At 73.1% G+C, this 17635-nt stretch carries 22 protein-coding genes and 1 pseudogene; 20 read left to right on the forward strand and 3 right to left on the reverse strand.

Annotation, left to right across the window (positions count from 1 at the left end; translation table 11 throughout):
- Positions 1 to 932 precede the first annotated feature (932 nt).
- Together BI06_RS22975 and BI06_RS22980 are read left to right on the forward strand one after the other, a co-directional pair.
- A complete protein-coding gene (locus BI06_RS22975) occupies positions 933 to 1151 on the forward strand; it encodes an AlpA family transcriptional regulator (protein WP_043470954.1) in 219 nt (72 codons plus the stop codon).
- Positions 1152 to 1606: 455 nt separating this feature from the next.
- On the forward strand, positions 1607 to 2845 hold the full coding sequence (locus tag BI06_RS22980; RefSeq protein WP_043470957.1) for a tyrosine-type recombinase/integrase: 1239 nt from the start codon (positions 1607 to 1609) through the stop codon (positions 2843 to 2845).
- An 81-nt stretch (positions 2846 to 2926) separates the two neighbouring features.
- Here the strand turns inward: BI06_RS22980 and BI06_RS22985 are convergent, their stop codons facing one another.
- Positions 2927 to 3685 carry a phosphoglyceromutase gene (locus tag BI06_RS22985; RefSeq protein ID WP_030393721.1) on the reverse strand — a complete coding sequence of 253 codons (759 nt, stop codon included), beginning with the start codon at positions 3683 to 3685 and terminating at the stop codon, positions 2927 to 2929.
- A 148-nt stretch (positions 3686 to 3833) separates the two neighbouring features.
- On the opposite strand from BI06_RS22985, the pseudogene BI06_RS48290 reads away from it, so the two are divergent.
- Positions 3834 to 3971 (forward strand): annotated as a pseudogene (locus tag BI06_RS48290) (MFS transporter); the annotation flags it as partial.
- Between the two features lie 40 nt (positions 3972 to 4011).
- Positions 4012 to 5733, forward strand: coding sequence for a recombinase family protein (locus tag BI06_RS22990; RefSeq protein ID WP_206743643.1), 1722 nt, complete (start codon positions 4012 to 4014; stop codon positions 5731 to 5733).
- Positions 5734 to 5802: 69 nt separating this feature from the next.
- On the opposite strand, the gene BI06_RS49615 is transcribed toward BI06_RS22990, so the two are convergent.
- Both BI06_RS49615 and BI06_RS22995 read right to left on the reverse strand, forming a co-directional pair.
- On the reverse strand, positions 5803 to 6030 hold the full coding sequence (locus BI06_RS49615) for a hypothetical protein (protein ID WP_043470960.1): 228 nt from the start codon (positions 6028 to 6030) through the stop codon (positions 5803 to 5805).
- An 89-nt stretch (positions 6031 to 6119) separates the two neighbouring features.
- A complete protein-coding gene (locus BI06_RS22995; RefSeq protein WP_043470963.1) occupies positions 6120 to 6506 on the reverse strand; it encodes a hypothetical protein in 387 nt (128 codons plus the stop codon).
- A 210-nt stretch (positions 6507 to 6716) separates the two neighbouring features.
- Here BI06_RS22995 and BI06_RS23000 point away from each other — a divergent pair, with 210 nt between their 5' ends.
- The 16 genes from BI06_RS23000 (at position 6717) to BI06_RS23075 (ending at position 17620) form a co-directional block, all read left to right on the forward strand.
- A complete protein-coding gene (locus BI06_RS23000; RefSeq protein ID WP_043470966.1) occupies positions 6717 to 6902 on the forward strand; it encodes a hypothetical protein in 186 nt (61 codons plus the stop codon).
- On the forward strand, positions 6899 to 7198 hold the full coding sequence (locus tag BI06_RS23005; protein WP_043470968.1) for a hypothetical protein: 300 nt from the start codon (positions 6899 to 6901) through the stop codon (positions 7196 to 7198). The genes BI06_RS23000 and BI06_RS23005 overlap by 4 nt, the downstream gene beginning before the upstream one ends.
- Positions 7195 to 7662 (forward strand): hypothetical protein, encoded by a 468-nt coding sequence (locus BI06_RS23010; RefSeq protein WP_043470970.1) that lies wholly within the window; start codon positions 7195 to 7197, stop codon positions 7660 to 7662. The genes BI06_RS23005 and BI06_RS23010 overlap by 4 nt, the downstream gene beginning before the upstream one ends.
- Positions 7663 to 7822: 160 nt before the next feature.
- Positions 7823 to 8008 (forward strand): hypothetical protein, encoded by a 186-nt coding sequence (locus BI06_RS23015; RefSeq protein WP_043470972.1) that lies wholly within the window; start codon positions 7823 to 7825, stop codon positions 8006 to 8008.
- 148 nt (positions 8009 to 8156) lie between these two features.
- Entirely contained in the window at positions 8157 to 8981 is an 825-nt protein-coding gene (locus tag BI06_RS23020; RefSeq protein WP_063795011.1) for a helix-turn-helix domain-containing protein, read from the forward strand.
- Positions 8978 to 9661, forward strand: coding sequence for a hypothetical protein (locus BI06_RS23025; protein ID WP_043470975.1), 684 nt, complete (start codon positions 8978 to 8980; stop codon positions 9659 to 9661). Before BI06_RS23020 ends, BI06_RS23025 begins: the two co-directional genes overlap by 4 nt.
- A complete protein-coding gene (locus BI06_RS23030; RefSeq protein WP_051741623.1) occupies positions 9658 to 10080 on the forward strand; it encodes a hypothetical protein in 423 nt (140 codons plus the stop codon). Before BI06_RS23025 ends, BI06_RS23030 begins: the two co-directional genes overlap by 4 nt.
- A gap of 77 nt (positions 10081 to 10157) precedes the next feature.
- Positions 10158 to 10376, forward strand: a complete 219-nt coding sequence (locus BI06_RS23035) for a hypothetical protein (RefSeq protein WP_043470978.1) — start codon at positions 10158 to 10160, stop codon at positions 10374 to 10376.
- Positions 10373 to 10834, forward strand: coding sequence for a hypothetical protein (locus tag BI06_RS23040; protein WP_043470981.1), 462 nt, complete (start codon positions 10373 to 10375; stop codon positions 10832 to 10834). Before BI06_RS23035 ends, BI06_RS23040 begins: the two co-directional genes overlap by 4 nt.
- An 86-nt stretch (positions 10835 to 10920) precedes the next feature.
- Positions 10921 to 11757: a hypothetical protein gene (locus BI06_RS23045; RefSeq protein ID WP_043470984.1), complete on the forward strand. Its 837-nt coding sequence runs from the start codon at positions 10921 to 10923 to the stop codon at positions 11755 to 11757.
- Between the two features lie 159 nt (positions 11758 to 11916).
- Positions 11917 to 13194: a hypothetical protein gene (locus BI06_RS23050; RefSeq protein WP_043470987.1), complete on the forward strand. Its 1278-nt coding sequence runs from the start codon at positions 11917 to 11919 to the stop codon at positions 13192 to 13194.
- A gap of 116 nt (positions 13195 to 13310) precedes the next feature.
- Positions 13311 to 13523 (forward strand): hypothetical protein, encoded by a 213-nt coding sequence (locus BI06_RS23055; protein ID WP_043470989.1) that lies wholly within the window; start codon positions 13311 to 13313, stop codon positions 13521 to 13523.
- A gap of 148 nt (positions 13524 to 13671) precedes the next feature.
- Positions 13672 to 14241 (forward strand): hypothetical protein, encoded by a 570-nt coding sequence (locus BI06_RS23060; RefSeq protein WP_043470993.1) that lies wholly within the window; start codon positions 13672 to 13674, stop codon positions 14239 to 14241.
- A 132-nt stretch (positions 14242 to 14373) separates the two neighbouring features.
- Positions 14374 to 14889 (forward strand): helix-turn-helix domain-containing protein, encoded by a 516-nt coding sequence (locus tag BI06_RS52485; RefSeq protein ID WP_043470996.1) that lies wholly within the window; start codon positions 14374 to 14376, stop codon positions 14887 to 14889.
- 3 nt (positions 14890 to 14892) lie between these two features.
- Positions 14893 to 16167 carry a PBSX family phage terminase large subunit gene (locus BI06_RS23070; RefSeq protein WP_043470999.1) on the forward strand — a complete coding sequence of 425 codons (1275 nt, stop codon included), beginning with the start codon at positions 14893 to 14895 and terminating at the stop codon, positions 16165 to 16167.
- On the forward strand, positions 16154 to 17620 hold the full coding sequence (locus BI06_RS23075) for a phage portal protein (protein ID WP_043471001.1): 1467 nt from the start codon (positions 16154 to 16156) through the stop codon (positions 17618 to 17620). The genes BI06_RS23070 and BI06_RS23075 overlap by 14 nt, the downstream gene beginning before the upstream one ends.
- Positions 17621 to 17635 lie beyond the last annotated feature (15 nt).

The following is a 17635-nucleotide window of genomic DNA, read 5'->3' on the forward strand; positions in this document are numbered from 1 at the left end:
CACTTTCCGCCACGCAAAAACCCAGCTCAGACCCCTTTACGGCCTTTCCGGCCTTTCCGGACCACCCCCGAGACGACGGAGACCACCACCATGACCCCCGAACACACCCCGCCGACCACCCGACTGTCCAGAAAACTGGACGCCCCACCGGCCGCCACGACACCCCGCGCCCGCTCCCCACCAAGCCCCGGACACCCTCCGAACGGCCAAGCCGCTAGCAGCACCACCCGCTAGACCTAGCACCCCCGCTAGCGGGCGACCCCGGCCGCGACCGGCCACCTAGCGCCTAGCGCCCCCGCCGGCCGAGCCCCGGAAGCCGCCCGCAGCCCGACCCGGTACCCCGCCCCCGGTCGCTAGAACCGGTGACTCCTCGCAATCTCCCCCCTCCCACCCCCCACCCCGGAAAGCCCTCCCCCCGCCCGCTCAGGGGCCCGGGAGGACGTTCTCCGGCCGGGTGGGGGGTGGGAGGGAAGTCACCCTCCGTCACAAGGACGCCGGATTCCGAGCGTCAGGCCCCGGGTGTCAGAGATCGTCTGACACCGCTGACGCCCAAACCCCCGGGTAACGCGCACGCGCACGCGAGCTGACACCTCTGACACCCCCGTCTGACGCCCCTGACACCCCGGTCGGCACCCGCCCCTGACGGCTCTGACACCCGCCCGGCGCCGGTCCTGACGGCCCTGACACCCCGCCGGAGCCACCCCGCCGCCGACCTGACACCCGGCCCCGACCGTGTGACACCGGCCTGACGGCCCTGACACCTCACCCACCGCAACCGACCAAGCCCCCTGTCACCTGTCCTGTCACCTGTCATCCCCACCCCCGGAACGGGCCCCGCACTGCCCGAACCCACCCCTGCCCCGCCTCGTACAGGCGACAGACAGGTGACAGGTGACAGGTGACAAACAGGCCGACCGCACCCGGAGACCACCTTGGCCAACCACCGCGCCCCGACCACCACCGCCGCCCTCCCCACCCGCTTCCTCACCCCCGAGGACATCGCCTCCCTCCTCTGCGTCCCCCTGGAGACCGTCTACCAGTGGCGCCGCAAGCGCACCGGCCCGCCCGGCTTCCGCGCCGGCCGACACGTCCGCTACCACCCCGACGCCGTCGCCCAATGGGTCACCGACCAGACCCAACAGGCCGCCTGACCGATCAGGGACCCGCCAGGGAGGCAGGGAGAACTCCCTCCCCGCCTCCCTGGCACCCACCCCCACCCCGACCAGCAACAACACCGCCACAGGGAGGCAGGGAGGCACCCCGCAGCCCCCGCCCAACACCCCGAAAACGGCCCCTCCCCCGGGTACTGGAGCCTCCCTCCCTGCCCCACCACACACCCCTCCCGACACCCAACCGGACAACCCACCCCGACCAGCCACCAGCCAGCCACCCTGCGGGCCACCCCGGGACACTCCCCATCACCGCCCCCGGGCACCGCCCCGGCGGTCGTACGCCGGGCCGCTCCAGCCCCTCCCCCGGGGAGCCGCCGAACGCCCCGCCCCCTCGACTACACCCGCCGCGCGACCTGCGGAAACACCTCGGCTACAGGCCCGACAACACCCCGACTACACGTCGACTACAGCCCCGACAACAGAGGAGCGGCCCCATGGCCGGACACATCCAAGACCGCTGGTACAAGACCGAGACCGGCCCCGACGGAAAGCCGCGGCGCGGCCGCACCGACCGCTACGGCACCGGCAAGCGCTACCGCGCCCGCTACGTCGCGCCGGACGGTACCGAGAAGAGCAAGAGCTTCCCCGACCGCCAGAAGCGCTTGGCGGAGGAGTGGCTGGCCCGGATCGAGGCCGACATGTCGCGCGGGCAGTACCTCGACCCGGCGGCGGCGAAGACCACGTTCCAGGAGTTCGCCGAGCACTGGCTGCGGAGCCAGACCAGCGACCCCAACACGCAGGCGTCGATGCGCTCGCAGCTCCGGCGGCACGCCTTCCCCCGGATCGGGGCCCGGCCGCTCGGCTCGTTCCAGCCGGGGCACATCCGGGAGTTCGTGGCGCAGTTGGAGACGTCGGGCATCTCCGGCTCGTACGCCCGGGTCATCTTCTCCAATGTCCGCGCCGTGCTGAGCGCGGCCGTGGACGACGGCCACCTGCCCCGGAACCCGTGCGCGGCGCAGACGGTCAAGCCGCCGGTCGTCGGGTCGAAGCGGGTCGTCCCGTGGCAACCGGAGCGGGTGTTCGCCGTCCGGGCCGCGATGACCGAGCGGTACCGGGCGACGGTGGATGTCGGCGCCGGCTGCGGGCTGCGGCAGGGCGAGATCCTCGGCCTGGCCGTGGACGCGCTCGACTTCGACGCGGGCACGGTGCACGTCACCCAGCAGCTGAAGCTCAGCCTCAGCAAGCCGGTGTTCGCCCCGCCGAAGGGCGGGACGCTGCGGAGCGTGCCGCTCCCCGGGCCGGTTGCGGACGTGCTCCGGGCCCACATCGAGCGCTTCCCGCCGGTGGAGGTCACCTTGCCGTGGATGAAGACGGGCGGGCCGCCGGTCACCAAGCGGCTGGTCTTCACCAGCCTCTCGGACTCGATCGTCTGGCGCGGCGTGCTCAACGAGGACCACTGGAAGCGCGCGCTGGCCGCCGCCGGGGTGATCCCGCCCCGGGCCCGGGGCGAGTCCCACGCCGCCGCCCGGGAGCACGGCATGCACGCGCTGCGGCACTTCTACGCCTCGGTGCTGCTGGACGCCGGGGAGAGCATCAAGGTCGTCAGCGAGTACCTGGGGCACGCCGATCCGGGGCTGACGCTGCGGGTGTACGCGCACCTGCTGCCGGACAGCCGGGACCGGGCCCGGAAGGCGATCGAAGGGGTCTTCGGGGTCCAAGATCACGAAGGCTGACGGCCCACAGACGGCCCGGGAATGACAACGGCCCCTCACCAGCGCCATACGCGCAGGTGAGGGGCCGTAGCGGCAAGTGGCTTACTTCTTGCCCTGGTTCTTGACCGCCTCGATCGCGGCGGCGGCAGCGTCCGGGTCGAGGTAGCGGCCGCCGGGGACGGTCGGCTTGAAGTCGGCGTCCAGCTCGTAGACCAGCGGGATGCCGGTCGGGATGTTCAGGCCCGCGATGTCGGCGTCGGAGATGCCGTCGAGGTGCTTGACCAGCGCGCGCAGGCTGTTGCCGTGGGCGGTGACCAGCACCGTCCGGCCCGCGGCGAGGTCCGGGACGATGGCGTCGTACCAGTACGGCAGCATCCGCTCGACGACGTCCTGGAGGCACTCGGTGCGCGGACGCAGCTCGCTCGGGATCCCGGCGTAACGGGCGTCGCCGGCCTGCGAGAACTCGGAGTCGTCGGCCAGCACCGGCGGCGGGGTGTCGTACGAGCGGCGCCAGAGCTGGAACTGCTCCTCGCCGAACTCCGCCAGGGTCTGGGCCTTGTCCTTGCCCTGGAGCGCACCGTAGTGGCGCTCGTTCAGGCGCCAGCTGCGGTTGACCGGGATCCAGTGGCGGTCGGCCTTGTCCAGGGCGATCTGCGAGGTGCGGATCGCGCGGCGCAGCAGCGAGGTGTGCAGGACGTCCGGGAGGTAGCCCTCGGCGGCGAGGAGCTCGCCGCCGCGCGCGGCCTCCTTCTCGCCCTTCTCGTTGAGGTCGACGTCGACCCAACCGGTGAACAGGTTCTTCTGGTTCCACTCGCTCTCGCCGTGGCGGAGCAGGATGAGTCGGTACGTCGTGTCAGCCATGGCGCCCAGCTTAGTGGAGCCCGATAAAACCCCTGGTGGGCGGACCCCCCGATGAGTAAGGTGTGATCCGTACCAGTGACACTTACCTTCCCGCCGAGCGGTCCTGCCCGCGTGCTCGGGGGTCGGCCGCCTGCCCGGGAGCCCCCACATGCCCGTTTTCGTCCCGGCCCGCGTGGTCGGAGCCCTCACCGAAGCCATGAGCGGACTGCCGCGGCAGTTCTGGTGGCTCTGGACCAGCACCCTGATCAACAAGCTGGGCGCGTTCGTGGTCACGTTCGTGGCTCTTGCTTAGACCGTACGATCGAAACGATCTAGGGGGCAGCATGGTGCCAACGACGTTCACCGGCCAGCAGGGGGCCGATACTCCGTACGCCGGGCTGCGGGGCGGTAGCTACGCCCGCAAGAGCAGTTACCAGGGCAAGAAGGCCCGCAAGGGCGAGTCCGTGCGCGAGCAGCTCGACGCCAACCAGAGGGACGGCGACCGGCTCGGGGTGGTCATGGTCGAGACGTTCATCGACGACGACCGCTCGGCGTCCCGACACGGGGCGAACACCGAGCGCGAGGACTTCGAGCGCATGATCGAGTGGATCGAGACCGGCAAGCTCGACATCGCATTCGCCTGGGCTTCGACCCGCCTGCAGCGTGACCTAGCCGTTTACGTGCGGCTGCGTGATGCGTGCGCGAAGCACAACGTGTTGTGGTGCTACGGCGGCAAGATCTACGACCCGCGGGACAAGGACGACCGCTTCCGGACCGCGATCGATGCCGTGCTCGGCGAGCGTGAGGTCGACGAGCTTCGCGCGAACGTGATGCGGTCGCTTCGGGCAAACGCCGTTGCGGGCAAGCCGCACGGGCGCAAGGTGTACGGGTACCGGCGCGTCTACGATCCGTACACGGGCGCCTTTGTCCGGGTGGAGAAAGAGCCGGCAGAAGCCAAGGTGGTTGCTGAAATCTGCCGCCGAGTGGCCAGCGGTGAGGCGTACAGCAAGATCGCCAGGGACCTGAACCGCCGCGGCGTCGAGCCGCCGGCACCCGAGTGGACCAAGCAGCAGGTAACCAGGCTGGCCGAGTGGCGGCCGGGGCTGCCGACGGATCGGGATCTTCACCCTGACCTGATCGCTCGGATCACCGATCGTCTCGACCTGCAGCGGGAGGTGCAGGAGCGTCTCGCGGCCAAAGAGCTGCCGCTCGACATCTCGCGGGACTTCAACTCGCGTGGTGAGCCGCGGATCATGTGCCGGTGGGTGCCGCCCACGATCGTCGAGTTTGCTCGTCACACTCGGTACTTGGGCGTTCGGTCCCACCATGGCGAGGTGGTTTCGGAGCAGGCTTGGCCGCGGATCGTTCCGAAGGCGACGCACGCGCGGTGTCTGCTGGTGATCAAGGACCGTCGGGACGGCGGAAAGTGGAACTCTCGGCCGGGGGCGTCGAAGTACTGGCTTCCGGGCATCGCCGAATGCGATGTGTGTGACGTCCCCGTCGGGTCGGACATCCGCCGCGGGGGTGTCCCCCGGCTTGCATGCCAGCAGCCGGGCGCGGAGGACGAGACCGGGTATCACGTGAGCTCTGAACTGGAGCCGATCGACGAGTTCGTGCGGGGCAAGCTGCTCGATTGGCTGTCGAACCCGGCGTTCATCGCCGCGTGCACGCGAGACGACGAAGAGACCATGAAGAAGTTGGAGGAGGCGGAGGCCGAGGTGGCGCTGCTCTCCGCTCAGCTCGATGAGTTCTACGTCGAGGCGGGGGCGGGGCGGCTGACCGCGCGGGCGCTCGTGGCCGTGGAGGCTGACTACCTTCCGCAGATCGAGGCTGCGAAGAAGCGTGCGCAGGCTCTGCGGGCGCCGTCGGTGGTGGGGGACCTCGCGGGTGCTACGCGGGAGGATCTCGAACGCGCCTGGCCGTCGCTGAAGTTGGAGCAGCAGCGGCTCATCGCGCAGACGCTCCTCGTTGTGCGGATCAAGCGGCGGGGCCGCAACGGTCGGGATCTGCCCGTTGAGGAGTACGTGACCGTCACACCGAGGGGCGTGGACTTCGTCGAGGCCGCATAGGGGTCGAACGAACTTGGGCCGCACAGCGTTTGCTGTGCGGCCCGTTGCGCTTCGCTGAAGAGCGGGTGATCAACAGTCGGTCTCCGTGCTCGTCTCGTCGCCTCCGCCGCGCCCTACAAGACCGTTCAGGGCGGTCTCGATGGCTGCGGCGCCGGTGGGCGTGATGTGCCGATCGTCCACTGCGAGTTCTAGTGTCTCGCAGGTGGCGCGGACGACGGCCGGAGCGCCGGCGTCGAGTCGGGTTCGGGTGACTTTGATCATGCGCGTCTTTCCCCCTGTGGGCATGTCGAACGTCACGATTCGTACACGTTTCCGAATCGGGCTTGCACACATTACCCCGCAGGTCGTCGCAGGTCACGCACGTTCTGTGACGACCTCACCCACTATCACCCGCCGCCTCCTGACGCCCAGTTCCGTAGCAGTTCCTCGACTCTGGGCATGTCCGCGCGGCGTAGCCCAGGGACGTGCGCAACTACAACGGCTGTCTCTGGGGTACTCGTTCCGAACGGGTCATCGGCAAGCAGCCCGATGTACTGCTCGGCGGCGGCGGCCTGTACCTCTCGGACGGGCCGGCCGACCGCCGCCGCGACCGCTCTCACGATCCACGGGGCGATCTTGACCATGTCGCCGTGACCGATCTTCCACAGGGTGTTGTGGGTGAGGCTCTGCCCCGTTTCCGGGTCGATCGCCAGCTCGGCAAGTTTTCGATACGTCACACCGTCGGGCGCTTGGGCTTCGCGCACCATGTCGGCGAACGGGGTCGATTCCCACATCTTTTCTCATCTCCGTTCGTGTCTCGTTACGCGAACAGCTCTATTGAAGCGCACATGCCGCCGAGTCGACTACTCGGGATATGCGTTGACGTGCCGTTTCGGCCGACCTAGGTTCGTTGTTGTCTCGAAACAGAGACAGCCTGACGGGTGCGACTCCTACGGACAAGCGGCCCGGCTGTCTCTGTTCCGCAACAGGAGGAGGGGGAGCCGATGTCTGATCACAACGACGACGACGCCACGGCCGCAGAGGTGCGGGCGTGGCCAGATCCCACCGACGAGCAGCTCAGCCTCGTGGCGCGCATCCTCGGACCGCATATCCGCCGAGCGCGCGCCGATCGACTCGCGGCCGAGAAGTCCGCCGGAGCACGGCCGAACTCTGCGCAGGTGGCAGCGTGACAGCCGCGCAGGTCGTCGAGTTCCTCGGCCCGCCGCCGCCGGCCGAGACCAAGCACAGCCGGATCGCGTCCGCGCTGCGCGCACGGCCGGGCGAGTGGGCAGTCGTCCACCGGGCCGACACCGTCACCCGAGCCGCATCCGCCGCACAGGCCATCCGATCGGCGAAGCTCGCGGCCTACGGGCCGGCGGGCGCCTTTCAGGCGGTCTCGCGAACCGTCGACACTGAGCACCGGGTGTATGCCCGGTTCGTTGGGGACCCGCGCCGGCCGCCAGTGGTCGGCGGTGGTGCCCAGTGATCCGGGCCGATCTGCATCCGGACGGGTACACCGTCCGCCTCGACGTCACGGACGGGGCCGAGCGCCTGCTCGACCTGGTCGCGCTCGCCTACGCAGCCGACGAGCAGCTCGTCGGCGAGCTGCTGCGCGAGCTCGCCGCGGCCGCCGACCACCACCGTGCCCGGAAGACCGACCCGCGCGCCGACGACGTCGCCCTCGACTGGTCGGGGGCCGCACTGGACGCCTCCCGTGCTCGGGCCCGGGCGGGGGTGCGCGGCGCGCTGCTGCGGTGGGCCCACCGGCGGCGCCGGGCCGGGGTGCTGCGGCGCCGCCGGGCCGCACTCGTCGACGAGCTTCCGCGCGACGGCCTGCTCGCCGCCGATCTGTCCTACCGGGCGGCGGCCGAGCTGGGCCGGCAGCTGCAGCAGCTCGCCGAGTGCACGGTCGCCGGTCGACATCTAATCGAACTGGAGTACGGGTCATGATCCGGCGGTGCTGGCTGGCCGCTGCCAGCGGCGCGCCGGACGTCGAACAGGTCCGCGGGCTCTGGCGGGCGGCGCGGGCGGCGGGTGAGCCGCGGTGGTACCTCGATCTGATCGCGCGCATCGGCCGACAGACCGCCGCCGGGCCGTCGAGGGACGGCTCGTGAGCGGCCGGCGGTCGGCCGTCGAGGGTCGGGTCGAGCGGCCGGTGCAGCTCGCCCTCGACGGCAGCGCGCAGCCGTACCCGACCACCCCGCCGCCGGTGCGCCGGCGGCCGCGGCGCCGGCCGGTGGTCGAGGACGTCGTCGATCCGGTACCCGGGCAGCTCGACGCGCTCGACACCGCGTGAGTCCGTTCTGCGGCGCCGGCCCGGGCCCGTGCGGTCGACCGGCTCGCCCCTACCCGTGCGGGCCGCGGTGCACCGCCCATTCCCCGGCCGCCGTCGCCCGGCGCCCCGATCCACCGTCTACGCCCAACACCCGAGGGAGGGAACCCCGTTGAGTCATCTTGCCCGTGAGTGGGTGTGGGAGTGCTCGGATGCCCGCGGCACGGCCCGCCTGGTCCTGCTCGCCCTGGCCGAGCGCGCCGGCAGTGAGTGCGTCGCGTTCGGGTCGACCCGCACCCTGGCCGCCCGCACGAACGCGAGCGAACGCTCGGTGAGCGACGCGATCAAGGCTGCGATCCGGCTCGGCGAGCTTGAGCTCGTCGAGGGCCGGCTCGGGCCCTACGGCGCCCGCGTCTACCGCCTCCCCAAGGCCGTCGGCTGGACGCCCGGCGCCGCCGTCGAGGGGGAGGAAGATTCTTCCGCCCCGGCCGATGGGGGGTGCGAGAACTGCACCCCCGGGGGTGCAGATTCTTCGGGGCGGGGGTGCAGTTCCTGCGGGGCGGGGGGTGCAGATTCTGCCCCCCAGAACCAGAGGGAACGAGAAGTAACGGGAGGGAAGCAGAGGAGCGCGCGCGGGCGCGGGGGCTCTGCGGCCGTGGGTGGTCCTGCTGCGATCTCTCTGCCTGCCGACTGGCAGCCCGACGACGAGCTGCTCGGGTGGGCCGCGGTCTCCGGCCACCTGCAGCGCCTCGGGCCCGACGGCCTCGACCACGCCACGCTGAAGTGGGCGCAGCACCGGGCGACTGCGCCGGCCCGCACCCCTGCCCAGTGGCGCGCCGACTGGCAGCAGTGGATCGGCCGGGAGCGCCCGACGGGCCGCCCGGCGCTGCGGTCCGTGCCCGGGGGCGCCTCCCGCCCCTCACCACCGGCCACCCGGAACGCCGCGTTGCTGCAGGCCGCGCTCGACGACCTGCAGGCCCGCGGGGGTGCCCGATGAACCCCGCCGAGGTGGCCGCGCTGCTCGCCTACGCCGCCGAGCTGGACCCCCGCAACGCCAACGCCGACGAGGACGAGGCCCGCGCGCAGCTGCGGCGGTGGTGCGAGCTGCTGCAGGACGTGCCGGCCGTCGCGGTCGAGGGGTGGGACGCGTCCGCGGTCGTGCGCCGGCACATCGCCGAGACCCCGTGGCCGATCATCGCCGCGGACGTGGCCCGGCCGTGGGCCGCGCACCGTCGGGCCCTGCTCGCCCGGCACACCGACCCGCGCCCGGCCGTCGACCCGGACGACGACCGTGCCTACCGGCACGCGATCCGGGAGCAGCGGGTCGCGGTTGCCACCGGGCAGGCCGCGCCGACCAGCACGCGGCAGCTGACCGGCGGGCCGGCCGCGTCGGTGGCCGCCCGGATCGGCGCCGGTCGGGCGCTGCCGGCGGCCGCCGTGGAGCAGCTCGCCCGGTACCGGCCGGTGCGGGCGGCGCGGGAGGCCGCGGCCGCCGCCGGGCGCCCGGACGCACTGGCCGTCTCGTGCGACTGGTGCCACGCGCCGGCCGGTGAACCGTGCCGGCGGCGCACCCTCGCGCCCGGCGCGCAGGCCGGTACCTGGTCGAGGCGCCGCACCGTCCACCCCACCCGCACCGACAAGGCCGCCGCCGGCCGCCGACAGGAGAGTGCCGCGTGAAAAGCCGCCACCGCCCGGGTGCCCGCCACCCGATCCCGACCCCGGCCTATCGGCTCACCGCCACGTGGCCGGGCCGCGAGCAGCCGGCCCTGTTCGAGTCGTCCGACCGCCGCCAGTTCCGACGGGTGGCCCGCACGCACGCCGCGGCCGGCGCCGTGGTGCTCTGCGAGGAGTCCATCGGGTACGGCCGGTGGCGCGTGGTCGACCGCCTCGACGGGCCGGCCCTGCTGCGGGCCCGGCGTGAGGCCGAGATCGCCGCCCGCCGGGTCGAGGCCGAACTGCTCGCCGAGCAGCGCCGCGAGGAGCAGCGGGCCGTCGAGCTCGCCGCCGTCGAAGCCCTCATGGTGCAGCCTCCGATCCCGCGCGACGGCGGCCGCCCGCGGGCCCGAACTGTCGCTCACTGTAGGGGAATTCGATGATCCCTGCGCCGCGACCGGTCGATGCGCCCCCCATGCGCGCGGGTGTCCGCGCCGCCCCTCCCGAAAGGTCACAGCCCGTGCCTGCCCTGCCCTCCCGCTACCTCGTGCACGAGACCCGCGCCGAGCGGGCTCTGCCCTTCCCCGTGTCCCTGCCCGTGGTCGCCGAGCTGCTCGACACGGTGCGCGCCGAGCTGCGCGCCGCCGGCCGTCCCGCGGTGGACGCCGACCTGTTCCTCGACCCCGTCGAGGGCCGGCTCGTCGTCGCCTACGTCCTCGACCCACGGGACATCCCGTGAGTGCGACCCCCACCGACCGGGCGGACGTCGAGCGGATGCTGCACCTGGTCGACCGGGCTGCGCGCGGCGCCCTGCTGCCCGGTGAGGCCGAGCTGCTGCGCGACGGGATCGGCGAGCTCGCCCGCTACCGGGAGTGGTGCGCCGAGTGGAGCCGGCTTCACGACCGCTTGCGCCGCACGGCCCGCCAGCGGCTGCGGGCCCTGCGCCGGGCCCTGGCCAGGGCGCAGCGCGGCCGGGCCGTCGAGTCCGAGCTCGCCCTGCTGCGGGAGCGCCTCGACGCCGCGGCACGGCCGGCCGTCGACGACCGGGCCGACTACGAGGAGCTGCTCGCCGCCGAGCTGCTCGACGGATGGGCGCTGGCCCGCGGCCGCGCCGCCGTCGAGCTCGCCGCGGCCGGCCTGCAGCCCGTGCCCGACCGCCGCTCCCCCGCCGCGGCCGCCGACCGGTCGGCCACCTAGACCGGGCCCGGGCGCCCCCGTACCGCGACAGAGGGGCGCCCGGGCTCACCAACTCTCCACCTGCACAACCTACTTGGGAGCGCATCGTGTACCCGTCCACCCGCATCCGTCAGGCGGTCGAGCAGCTGCGCACCGTGCGCGACCACTGGGGCGCACTGCTCGTCGCGATCGAGACCGGGCCGGCCCCCGTGTGGCCGCCCGCCCAGTTGTCCACCCACCTTGCCCGGCAGGCCGCCGCCGACGCCGAGCTGCTCGTCGACGACCGCGTGCCGCTCACTCTGCGCCAGCACCCCGCCCCCGCCAACCTCGCCGCCGTCGACGCCGCGGTGCGCGTCGAGCGGCTCGTGTTCGAGACCGCCGACACGCTCGCCGCCGCGGTGCAGCGGCCGATCGAGCGCCGGCCCGTCTCCACCCCCGGCCGGCCGGTCGTGTGGGCCGTCGACGCCGCGGACGCGGGCGACCCCCGCCGGTGGCACTATGCGAGCCCGACCGACCCCGGGAGCCGTCGGCACGGCCTGCACTGGGCTGCGCTGTACGTCGAGGGGCGCCTGCTCGACGAGGACACCGACCCCGAGCAGCGCGCCGGCTCCCGCACGCGCAGGCCGGCCCTGTTCGGCCTGCTGCCCGAGCACCTCGCGCACGAGGCGGTGCGCGTGGCCGGACAGGCCGAGCACCTCGTGCTCGGCGCGCTCGGCCTCGACCGCGCCGAGACCGTGATCGAGGGCCGGGCGTGCCCGTGGTGCTCCGGCGAGCTCACCCTGCATACCGACCCGCGTACCGCCCCGAGCGTCACCTGCGCCACCGGCCGCACCTGCCCCGCCCCTGTCGACCGCGACCGGCGCGGCCGGCGCGCGTGGCACGCGGCCGAGCTCGTCGAGCTGCTCGCCGCCCTCGACCGCCCCGCCGCCGGCCGGGCCGCGTGACCCCGGGGCACACCCCCGAAGACGGGCCCGGGCTGTTGCCCGGGCCCGCGTTCGTCACCCCCTTGCCAACGCGAACTGTAATCATTACAGTAATCATTACTGCAGTGATTGCAGGGCCGGCCGCTACCCGGCACCCCATCGACACAGGGAGAGCACCCCATGCGTTACGCAACCACCAGCGCCCGCAGCGCAGTTCTGCACAAGCAGGACAACGGCATCACCGTTGGCTACTGCAAGCGGCTCGCGCTGCACGTCGTCGACCCCGAGACCGCGGCCAAGGGCCTGTCCACCGGCGCCCTGCGCGTCTGCAAGAACTGCGACCGCACGCACGGCGACCGCCGCCGCGCCGAGCTGTCCCTCGCCGATCAGCCGCTGCTCAACCCCCCGGCCGCCCCCGCCCGCAAGCGCCCGGCCGCCGTCGAGCCGACCCTCTTCGACACCCCGACCGCGCCGACCCCGGCCGCCGTCGAGCAGGCGCCCGCCAAGCCGCGCCGCCGTCTGGCACGGCCGGCCGCGCCGGTGGCCACCAACGCGTTCGAGCAGGCCGTGCTCGGCGTGCACGAGCCGCGCCCGGGCCGGTACGCCCTGCAGGTGTGCGAGGACCCGCGCGACGTCTGCGAGCGTGGCACCTGCAGCCTGCGCTCGACCCGCGCCGCCGGCACCCTCGACGAGGTGCGCGCCGGCGCCGCCATGTTCCGCCACGCGTGGGCCGTCAGCCCGTCGGGCGAGCACATCCCGCTGACCGAGCAGCCCGTGCCGGCCGCGGCCGAGCAGGCGCCCGTCGAGGCACTGCCCGACGGCCCCATGCGCGTCCGGGTGAAGATGGGCATCTCGCAAGCCGACCTCGACCGGATCAAGGCCGAGGCGGCCGTCGCCCGCGCCGCGTTCGAGGCGAACTCTGCCGAGCGGCGCGCCGCGGAACGGGCGAAGTACGGCCCGAAGGACGAGGCGCAGCAGGCGCCCGTCGAGGGCACCGTCGTGGCGCACCGCGGGGAGTCTCGCGGGTGCCTGCCCAAGCACGCGCAGCACCCGGACGTTCGGGCCGCGCTCGGTGCTCTCACCGGCCACGGCAAGCGGGAGACGCTGCGGCTGGCCGCGCTGCAGGGCGACGACATCGAGGACAACCCGCACGCGGCCGGTGTCATGGTCGAGCCGCGCGGTGACAGGCTGGTGGCGCTCTACTGGCTCGTTGACGGCCAGCACCGCGACCAGGACGGTGCGCCGCACCGAGTGCAGTTGGAGATCCTGCGTACCCGCATGGCGGCCGCCGACTGGCTCGTCGAGGCCGGCGGTGGGGGCGAGGTCCGGGCGTGGCGCCTGTACGAGCACGCGCCCGTCGAGGAAGCGCCGGAGGAGATCGAGAGCGGCCCGCGCTGCCGTGACTGCTCCGGTCGCGGGTGCAACTTCTGCGACTTCAGCGGCCGTCGCCGCAAGTAGGCGGCGCGGGTCGACCGCCGGCGCCGCGGCGCGCCGGCGGATCGGCGAGAGTAGGCAGTGACAGCACCGGCCGGTCGAGCAGCAGCTCGGCCGGCCCCACGGAAGGACCTCAGACCATGCCCGAGCAGCAGCAGGACGAGCCCCAGCTCACGTACGAGGATGCCGTGCGCATCCGGCGCGAGTCGGCGCCGCTCGAACGGCAGCTCGCCCGGATCGTGGTCGAGGCGAAGAACGGCGGCCGGTCGGCAGCCCAGATCGCGCGGGATCTGGAGTACACCGAGGGACGGATCTACCAGATCATCCGCAAGCACCGCACTGAGCAGGCGTGAACGCGGGTCGGCCGGCGCCGCTACAACGCCGGCCGACCCCGCGGCCCCGAGGGGCCACGCACCCGGCAGAGAGCACCTGTCAGGGGCGCCACCTACCCTACGGCGGTAGGGCCCGGCGCCCGCACCGAGCGCTAGGGAGGCGCCCACCATGACCGAGAAGCCCGACCCCACCGTCTACGTCAAGCGGCCGGCCGGGGAACCGATGACCGAGCAGGAGCAGCGGGCCGGCGCCCGCACCTTCGCCGAGCAGCTCGGCACGCTGCTCGACGACTTCGACGCCGAGACGGCGCTCGCCCGGCTGCGCACGGCACGGGAGCACGCCGCGGCCGGCCGCCCGATCGAGGGGCAGCTCGCCGCCCTGGTGGTCGAGGCGGCCGCCGAGGGCCGTCTGCCCGCCCCGGTGATCGCGGCCGAGCTGGACGTCGCCGAGGACCGGGTGCGCGCGGTGATCGACGGGCACATGCTGTTCGCGTACCGGGTCGACCTGCAGACCGCGAGCGGGTGGGAGGTCGAGGACGACGCCGAGCTTGCACCCGTCGAGATCGTCGACGCCGACCCGGCGCGCAACGCGCAGCGGTTCGCCGCGGTGACCGTCGAGGAGGTACTCGCCGACCACGCCGCGGACGAGGAGGTGACGGCCGTGCGCGTGCTGGTCTGGCCCGGCCGCCCCGGGACCGATGCGGAAGCCGCTGCGGTCGTCGAGCGGGCCCGCAGCTAACCCCTTGCACCGTTACCACTTCGTGACCTAATGTTGGAGGCGCTTCCGGCGTGCCCGGAACGCACTCCAGACCTACGGCCCGCCACATCCCCCCGTGGCGGGCCGTTCTGCGTGCCCGGGAGGTGATGCCCCGTGCGCGAGCCCATCACCGACCAGGACCGCGAGCAGGTGCGCCGCCTGCACGCCGACGGCCTGTCCCGCAACGCCATAGCTTCCGCGATCGGGCGCAGCAGCTCGACCGTCTCGAAGATCGCGGCCGAGGAAGGGCTCGCCTTCACGGGCGGCGCCCGGACGGCCGCGGCGACCGCGGCCCGGCAGGAGGATCTCGCCGCCCTGCGACGTGACCTGACGGCCCGGCTGTACCGGCGGGCGGCATCGAACCTCGACCGCGTCGAGGCCGACGCGTACGTGCGCGTTGAGCTGCTGCCGACCGGTGACACGGTCGAGGTCGTGAGCGACGACCCGCCGGCGCAGGACGAGCGCCACCACTCGCAGGCGATCGGCGGGTATCTGACCAGCGCGGCCCGGTTGGCGGAGATCGACGCTGGCACGTCCGGGCACGAGGTGCGCAGCATGCTCACCGATCTTGCCCGGGGCCTGCGGTCTGCCTTCGCCAACGAGGACGAGGCGGCCGCCGACGGGGGGTGAGCTGTGCTCGCCCCCGCTCCCGATCTCCCCCTGTCCCGCAAGCAACTTCGGTCGGTCGCCCGGGCCACCGCCCGCATCAACATTTGGCACGGCGCGGTTCGCTCCGGCAAGACGGTGGCCTCGCTGCTGGCGTTCCTGCTGGCCGTCGCGGAGGCGCCGCCGTCCGGGCTGATCATCGTCTGCGGCCGCAGTCTGCAAACGATCGAGCGCAACGTGCTGGAACCCCTCAGCGACACGGCGCTGTTCGGGCCGGTCGCCGCCGGGCAGGTCCGGCACACCCGCGGCGCCACCACCGCCGTCATCCTCGGGCGCACCGTCCACTTGATCGGCGCGGCGGACGCCCGGGCCGAGGGTCGGCTGCGCGGCCTCACGGCGTACTTGGCGTACGTCGACGAAGCGACGTTGTTGCCCGAGGCATTTTGGGTGCAGCTGCTCGCCCGACTCAGCGTCCCGGGTGCGAAGTTGCTGGCCACCACCAACCCCGACTCGCCGCGGCACTGGCTTCGCACCGGGTACCTCGACCGCGCGACCGAGCTCGACCTGCGCGCGTGGCACTTCAGCCTGCGCGACAACCCGAGCTTGTCGCCCGCCTACGTCCGGGCGCTGCACTCCGAGTACACCGGCCTGTGGCGACGGCGCATGATCGACGGCGCGTGGGTGATCGCCGAGGGGTCGATCTACGACTGTTGGGACGAGCAGCGGCACGTCGTCGACGAGCTGCCGCCCATGGTCCGGCACTGGCTCGGCGTGGACTACGGCACGTCGAACCCCTTCGCCGCGATCCTGCTCGGCTTGGGCGAGGACAACCGGCTGTACGCGTGCGCAGAGTGGCGCTACGACTCCCGTGCCCGGCGCCGGCAGATGACCGATGCCCAGTACAGCGCAGCCCTGCGCGGCTGGCTCGACGGCCTGCAGGTCGAACCCGAGTGGACGTTCCTCGATCCGTCGGCCGCGAGCTTCCTTGCCCAGCTCTGGGAGGACGGGCACCCCGGGACCACCCGGGCCAAGAACCAGGTGCTCGACGGGATCCGCTCGACGTCGACCGCCCTCGCATCAGGGCTGATGCGTGTGCACCGCTCGTGCGAGGGCCTGCTCTCCGAGCTGCCCGGGTACGTCTGGGACCCGGCCGCGACCGCCGCCGGCGAAGACCGCCCGCTCAAGATCAACGATCACTCGTGCGACGCGCTGCGGTACGTCGTGCACTCGACCGCCGCCGAGTGGCGCCACCTGGTCCCCGATCTGCTGGCGGAGGAGGTGATCGCCGATGCCACTCCCTGAAGCCAACAGCCCTTGGCCGCCGCGCCGTTGGGCGCCCGAGCTCGCCGAGATCGCGATCGACGACGCGTGGTACTCCGGCGACCCGCGCCGCCTGGCCGCCGTCTACCAGGGGCAGGCCCGTCGGCGCGACGGCCGGCGCCGCCTGTGGGGGCGCGAGCGCACGTCCACCCCCGACCGGCGCGAGAGTCGCCTGCACATCCCGATGCCTGCCGACGTCGCCCGCCGCTCCGCCGGTCTCCTGATGGGCGAGCCCCCGCGGGTGACCGTCACCGACACCGCCCTGCAGGCCCGGCTCGACGAGCTGTTCGGCCCGCGCGCCGAGCGGACCCTGCTGGAAGCCGCGGAGGTGTCCGCCGCGCTCGGCGGGGTGTACCTGGTGGCCGCGTGGGATGCCGAGATCGGCCCCCGCCCGCTACTCACCACCGTGCACCACGACGCCGCTCTGCCCGAGGTCCGATACGGGCACCTGGTCGCCCTGACCTGCTGGGAGGAACTGGAGCGACGCGGCTCGACGGTGCTGCGCCGACTGGAGAGGCACGAGCGCGGCCGCATCGAACACGCCCTCTACGAAGGCACCACCGACAACATCGGCCGGCAGGTGCCCCTCACAGAGCACCCGAGCACGGCCGCGGTCGTCGAGTCGCTCGGCCCGTCCGGCACGATCGAGACCGGCATCCCCGGCCTCACCGCGGCCTACTGGCCCAACATCGGCCCCAACCGCTCCCACCGCGGGAGCCCGCTCGGCCGATCCGACCTGCAGGGCCCGGCGCGCGACATGTGCGACGCGCTCGACGAGGTGTGGTCGAGCTGGATGCGCGACATCCGGCTCGCCCGCGCACGCCTCATCGTCCCCGCCGGCTACCTGCGCAACCGCGGCCCCGGCCAAGGCGCCAGCTTCGACGACGACCAGGAGATTTGGTCGACGCTCGACATCCCGCCGACCGACACGGGCGCCGGCATCACCATGAGCCAGTTCGCCATCCGCGTTGCGGAGCACAAGGCGACGTCCGACGCGCTCGTGCGGCAGATCGTCGAGGCCGCCGGCTACTCCCCGAGCACGTTCGGGCTCGACGGCGGCCCGCCGGTCACCGCGACGGAGACCCTGGCCCGCGGGCACGACAGCATGGTGACCCGCAGGGCGAAAATCAGCTACGCGTCCCCGGCCGTCGCCGACATCGCCGAGGCCATGCTGCAGCTCGACCGCGCACTCGGCTTCTCCCGGCTCGCCCCCGAGCGGCCGACCGTGGCATTCGGGGCCGCGGTCGCCCCGGACGCCCAGACGCAGGCGCAGACCCTCTCCCTGCTCGGCCAGGCACAGGCCGTCAGCACCGAGACCAAGGTCCGAATGCTGCGCCCGGAGTGGGACGCCGATGCGGTCGCCGCCGAGGTGGCCCGCATCCACGCCGAGACCGGGCAGGCCGTGCCCGACCCGGCGCCCAGCTTCGGCGTGTAGGTGGTCGAGGGGGTG

The organism is Kitasatospora sp. MBT66 (assembly GCF_000710405.2).
GTDB lineage: Bacteria > Actinomycetota > Actinomycetes > Streptomycetales > Streptomycetaceae > Kitasatospora > Kitasatospora purpeofusca.

Coding starts and splice junctions, on each gene's coding strand:
- BI06_RS23025 (WP_043470975.1), top strand. CDS start 8,978: ATGAACCCCGCCGAGGTGGCCGCGCTGCTCGCCTACGCCGCCGAGCTG.
- BI06_RS22980 (WP_043470957.1), top strand. CDS start 1,607: ATGGCCGGACACATCCAAGACCGCTGGTACAAGACCGAGACCGGCCCC.
- BI06_RS22985 (WP_030393721.1), bottom strand. CDS start 3,685: ATGGCTGACACGACGTACCGACTCATCCTGCTCCGCCACGGCGAGAGC.
- BI06_RS23060 (WP_043470993.1), top strand. CDS start 13,672: ATGACCGAGAAGCCCGACCCCACCGTCTACGTCAAGCGGCCGGCCGGG.
- BI06_RS22995 (WP_043470963.1), bottom strand. CDS start 6,506: ATGTGGGAATCGACCCCGTTCGCCGACATGGTGCGCGAAGCCCAAGCG.
- BI06_RS23050 (WP_043470987.1), top strand. CDS start 11,917: ATGCGTTACGCAACCACCAGCGCCCGCAGCGCAGTTCTGCACAAGCAG.
- BI06_RS23000 (WP_043470966.1), top strand. CDS start 6,717: ATGTCTGATCACAACGACGACGACGCCACGGCCGCAGAGGTGCGGGCG.
- BI06_RS23055 (WP_043470989.1), top strand. CDS start 13,311: ATGCCCGAGCAGCAGCAGGACGAGCCCCAGCTCACGTACGAGGATGCC.
- BI06_RS23075 (WP_043471001.1), top strand. CDS start 16,154: ATGCCACTCCCTGAAGCCAACAGCCCTTGGCCGCCGCGCCGTTGGGCG.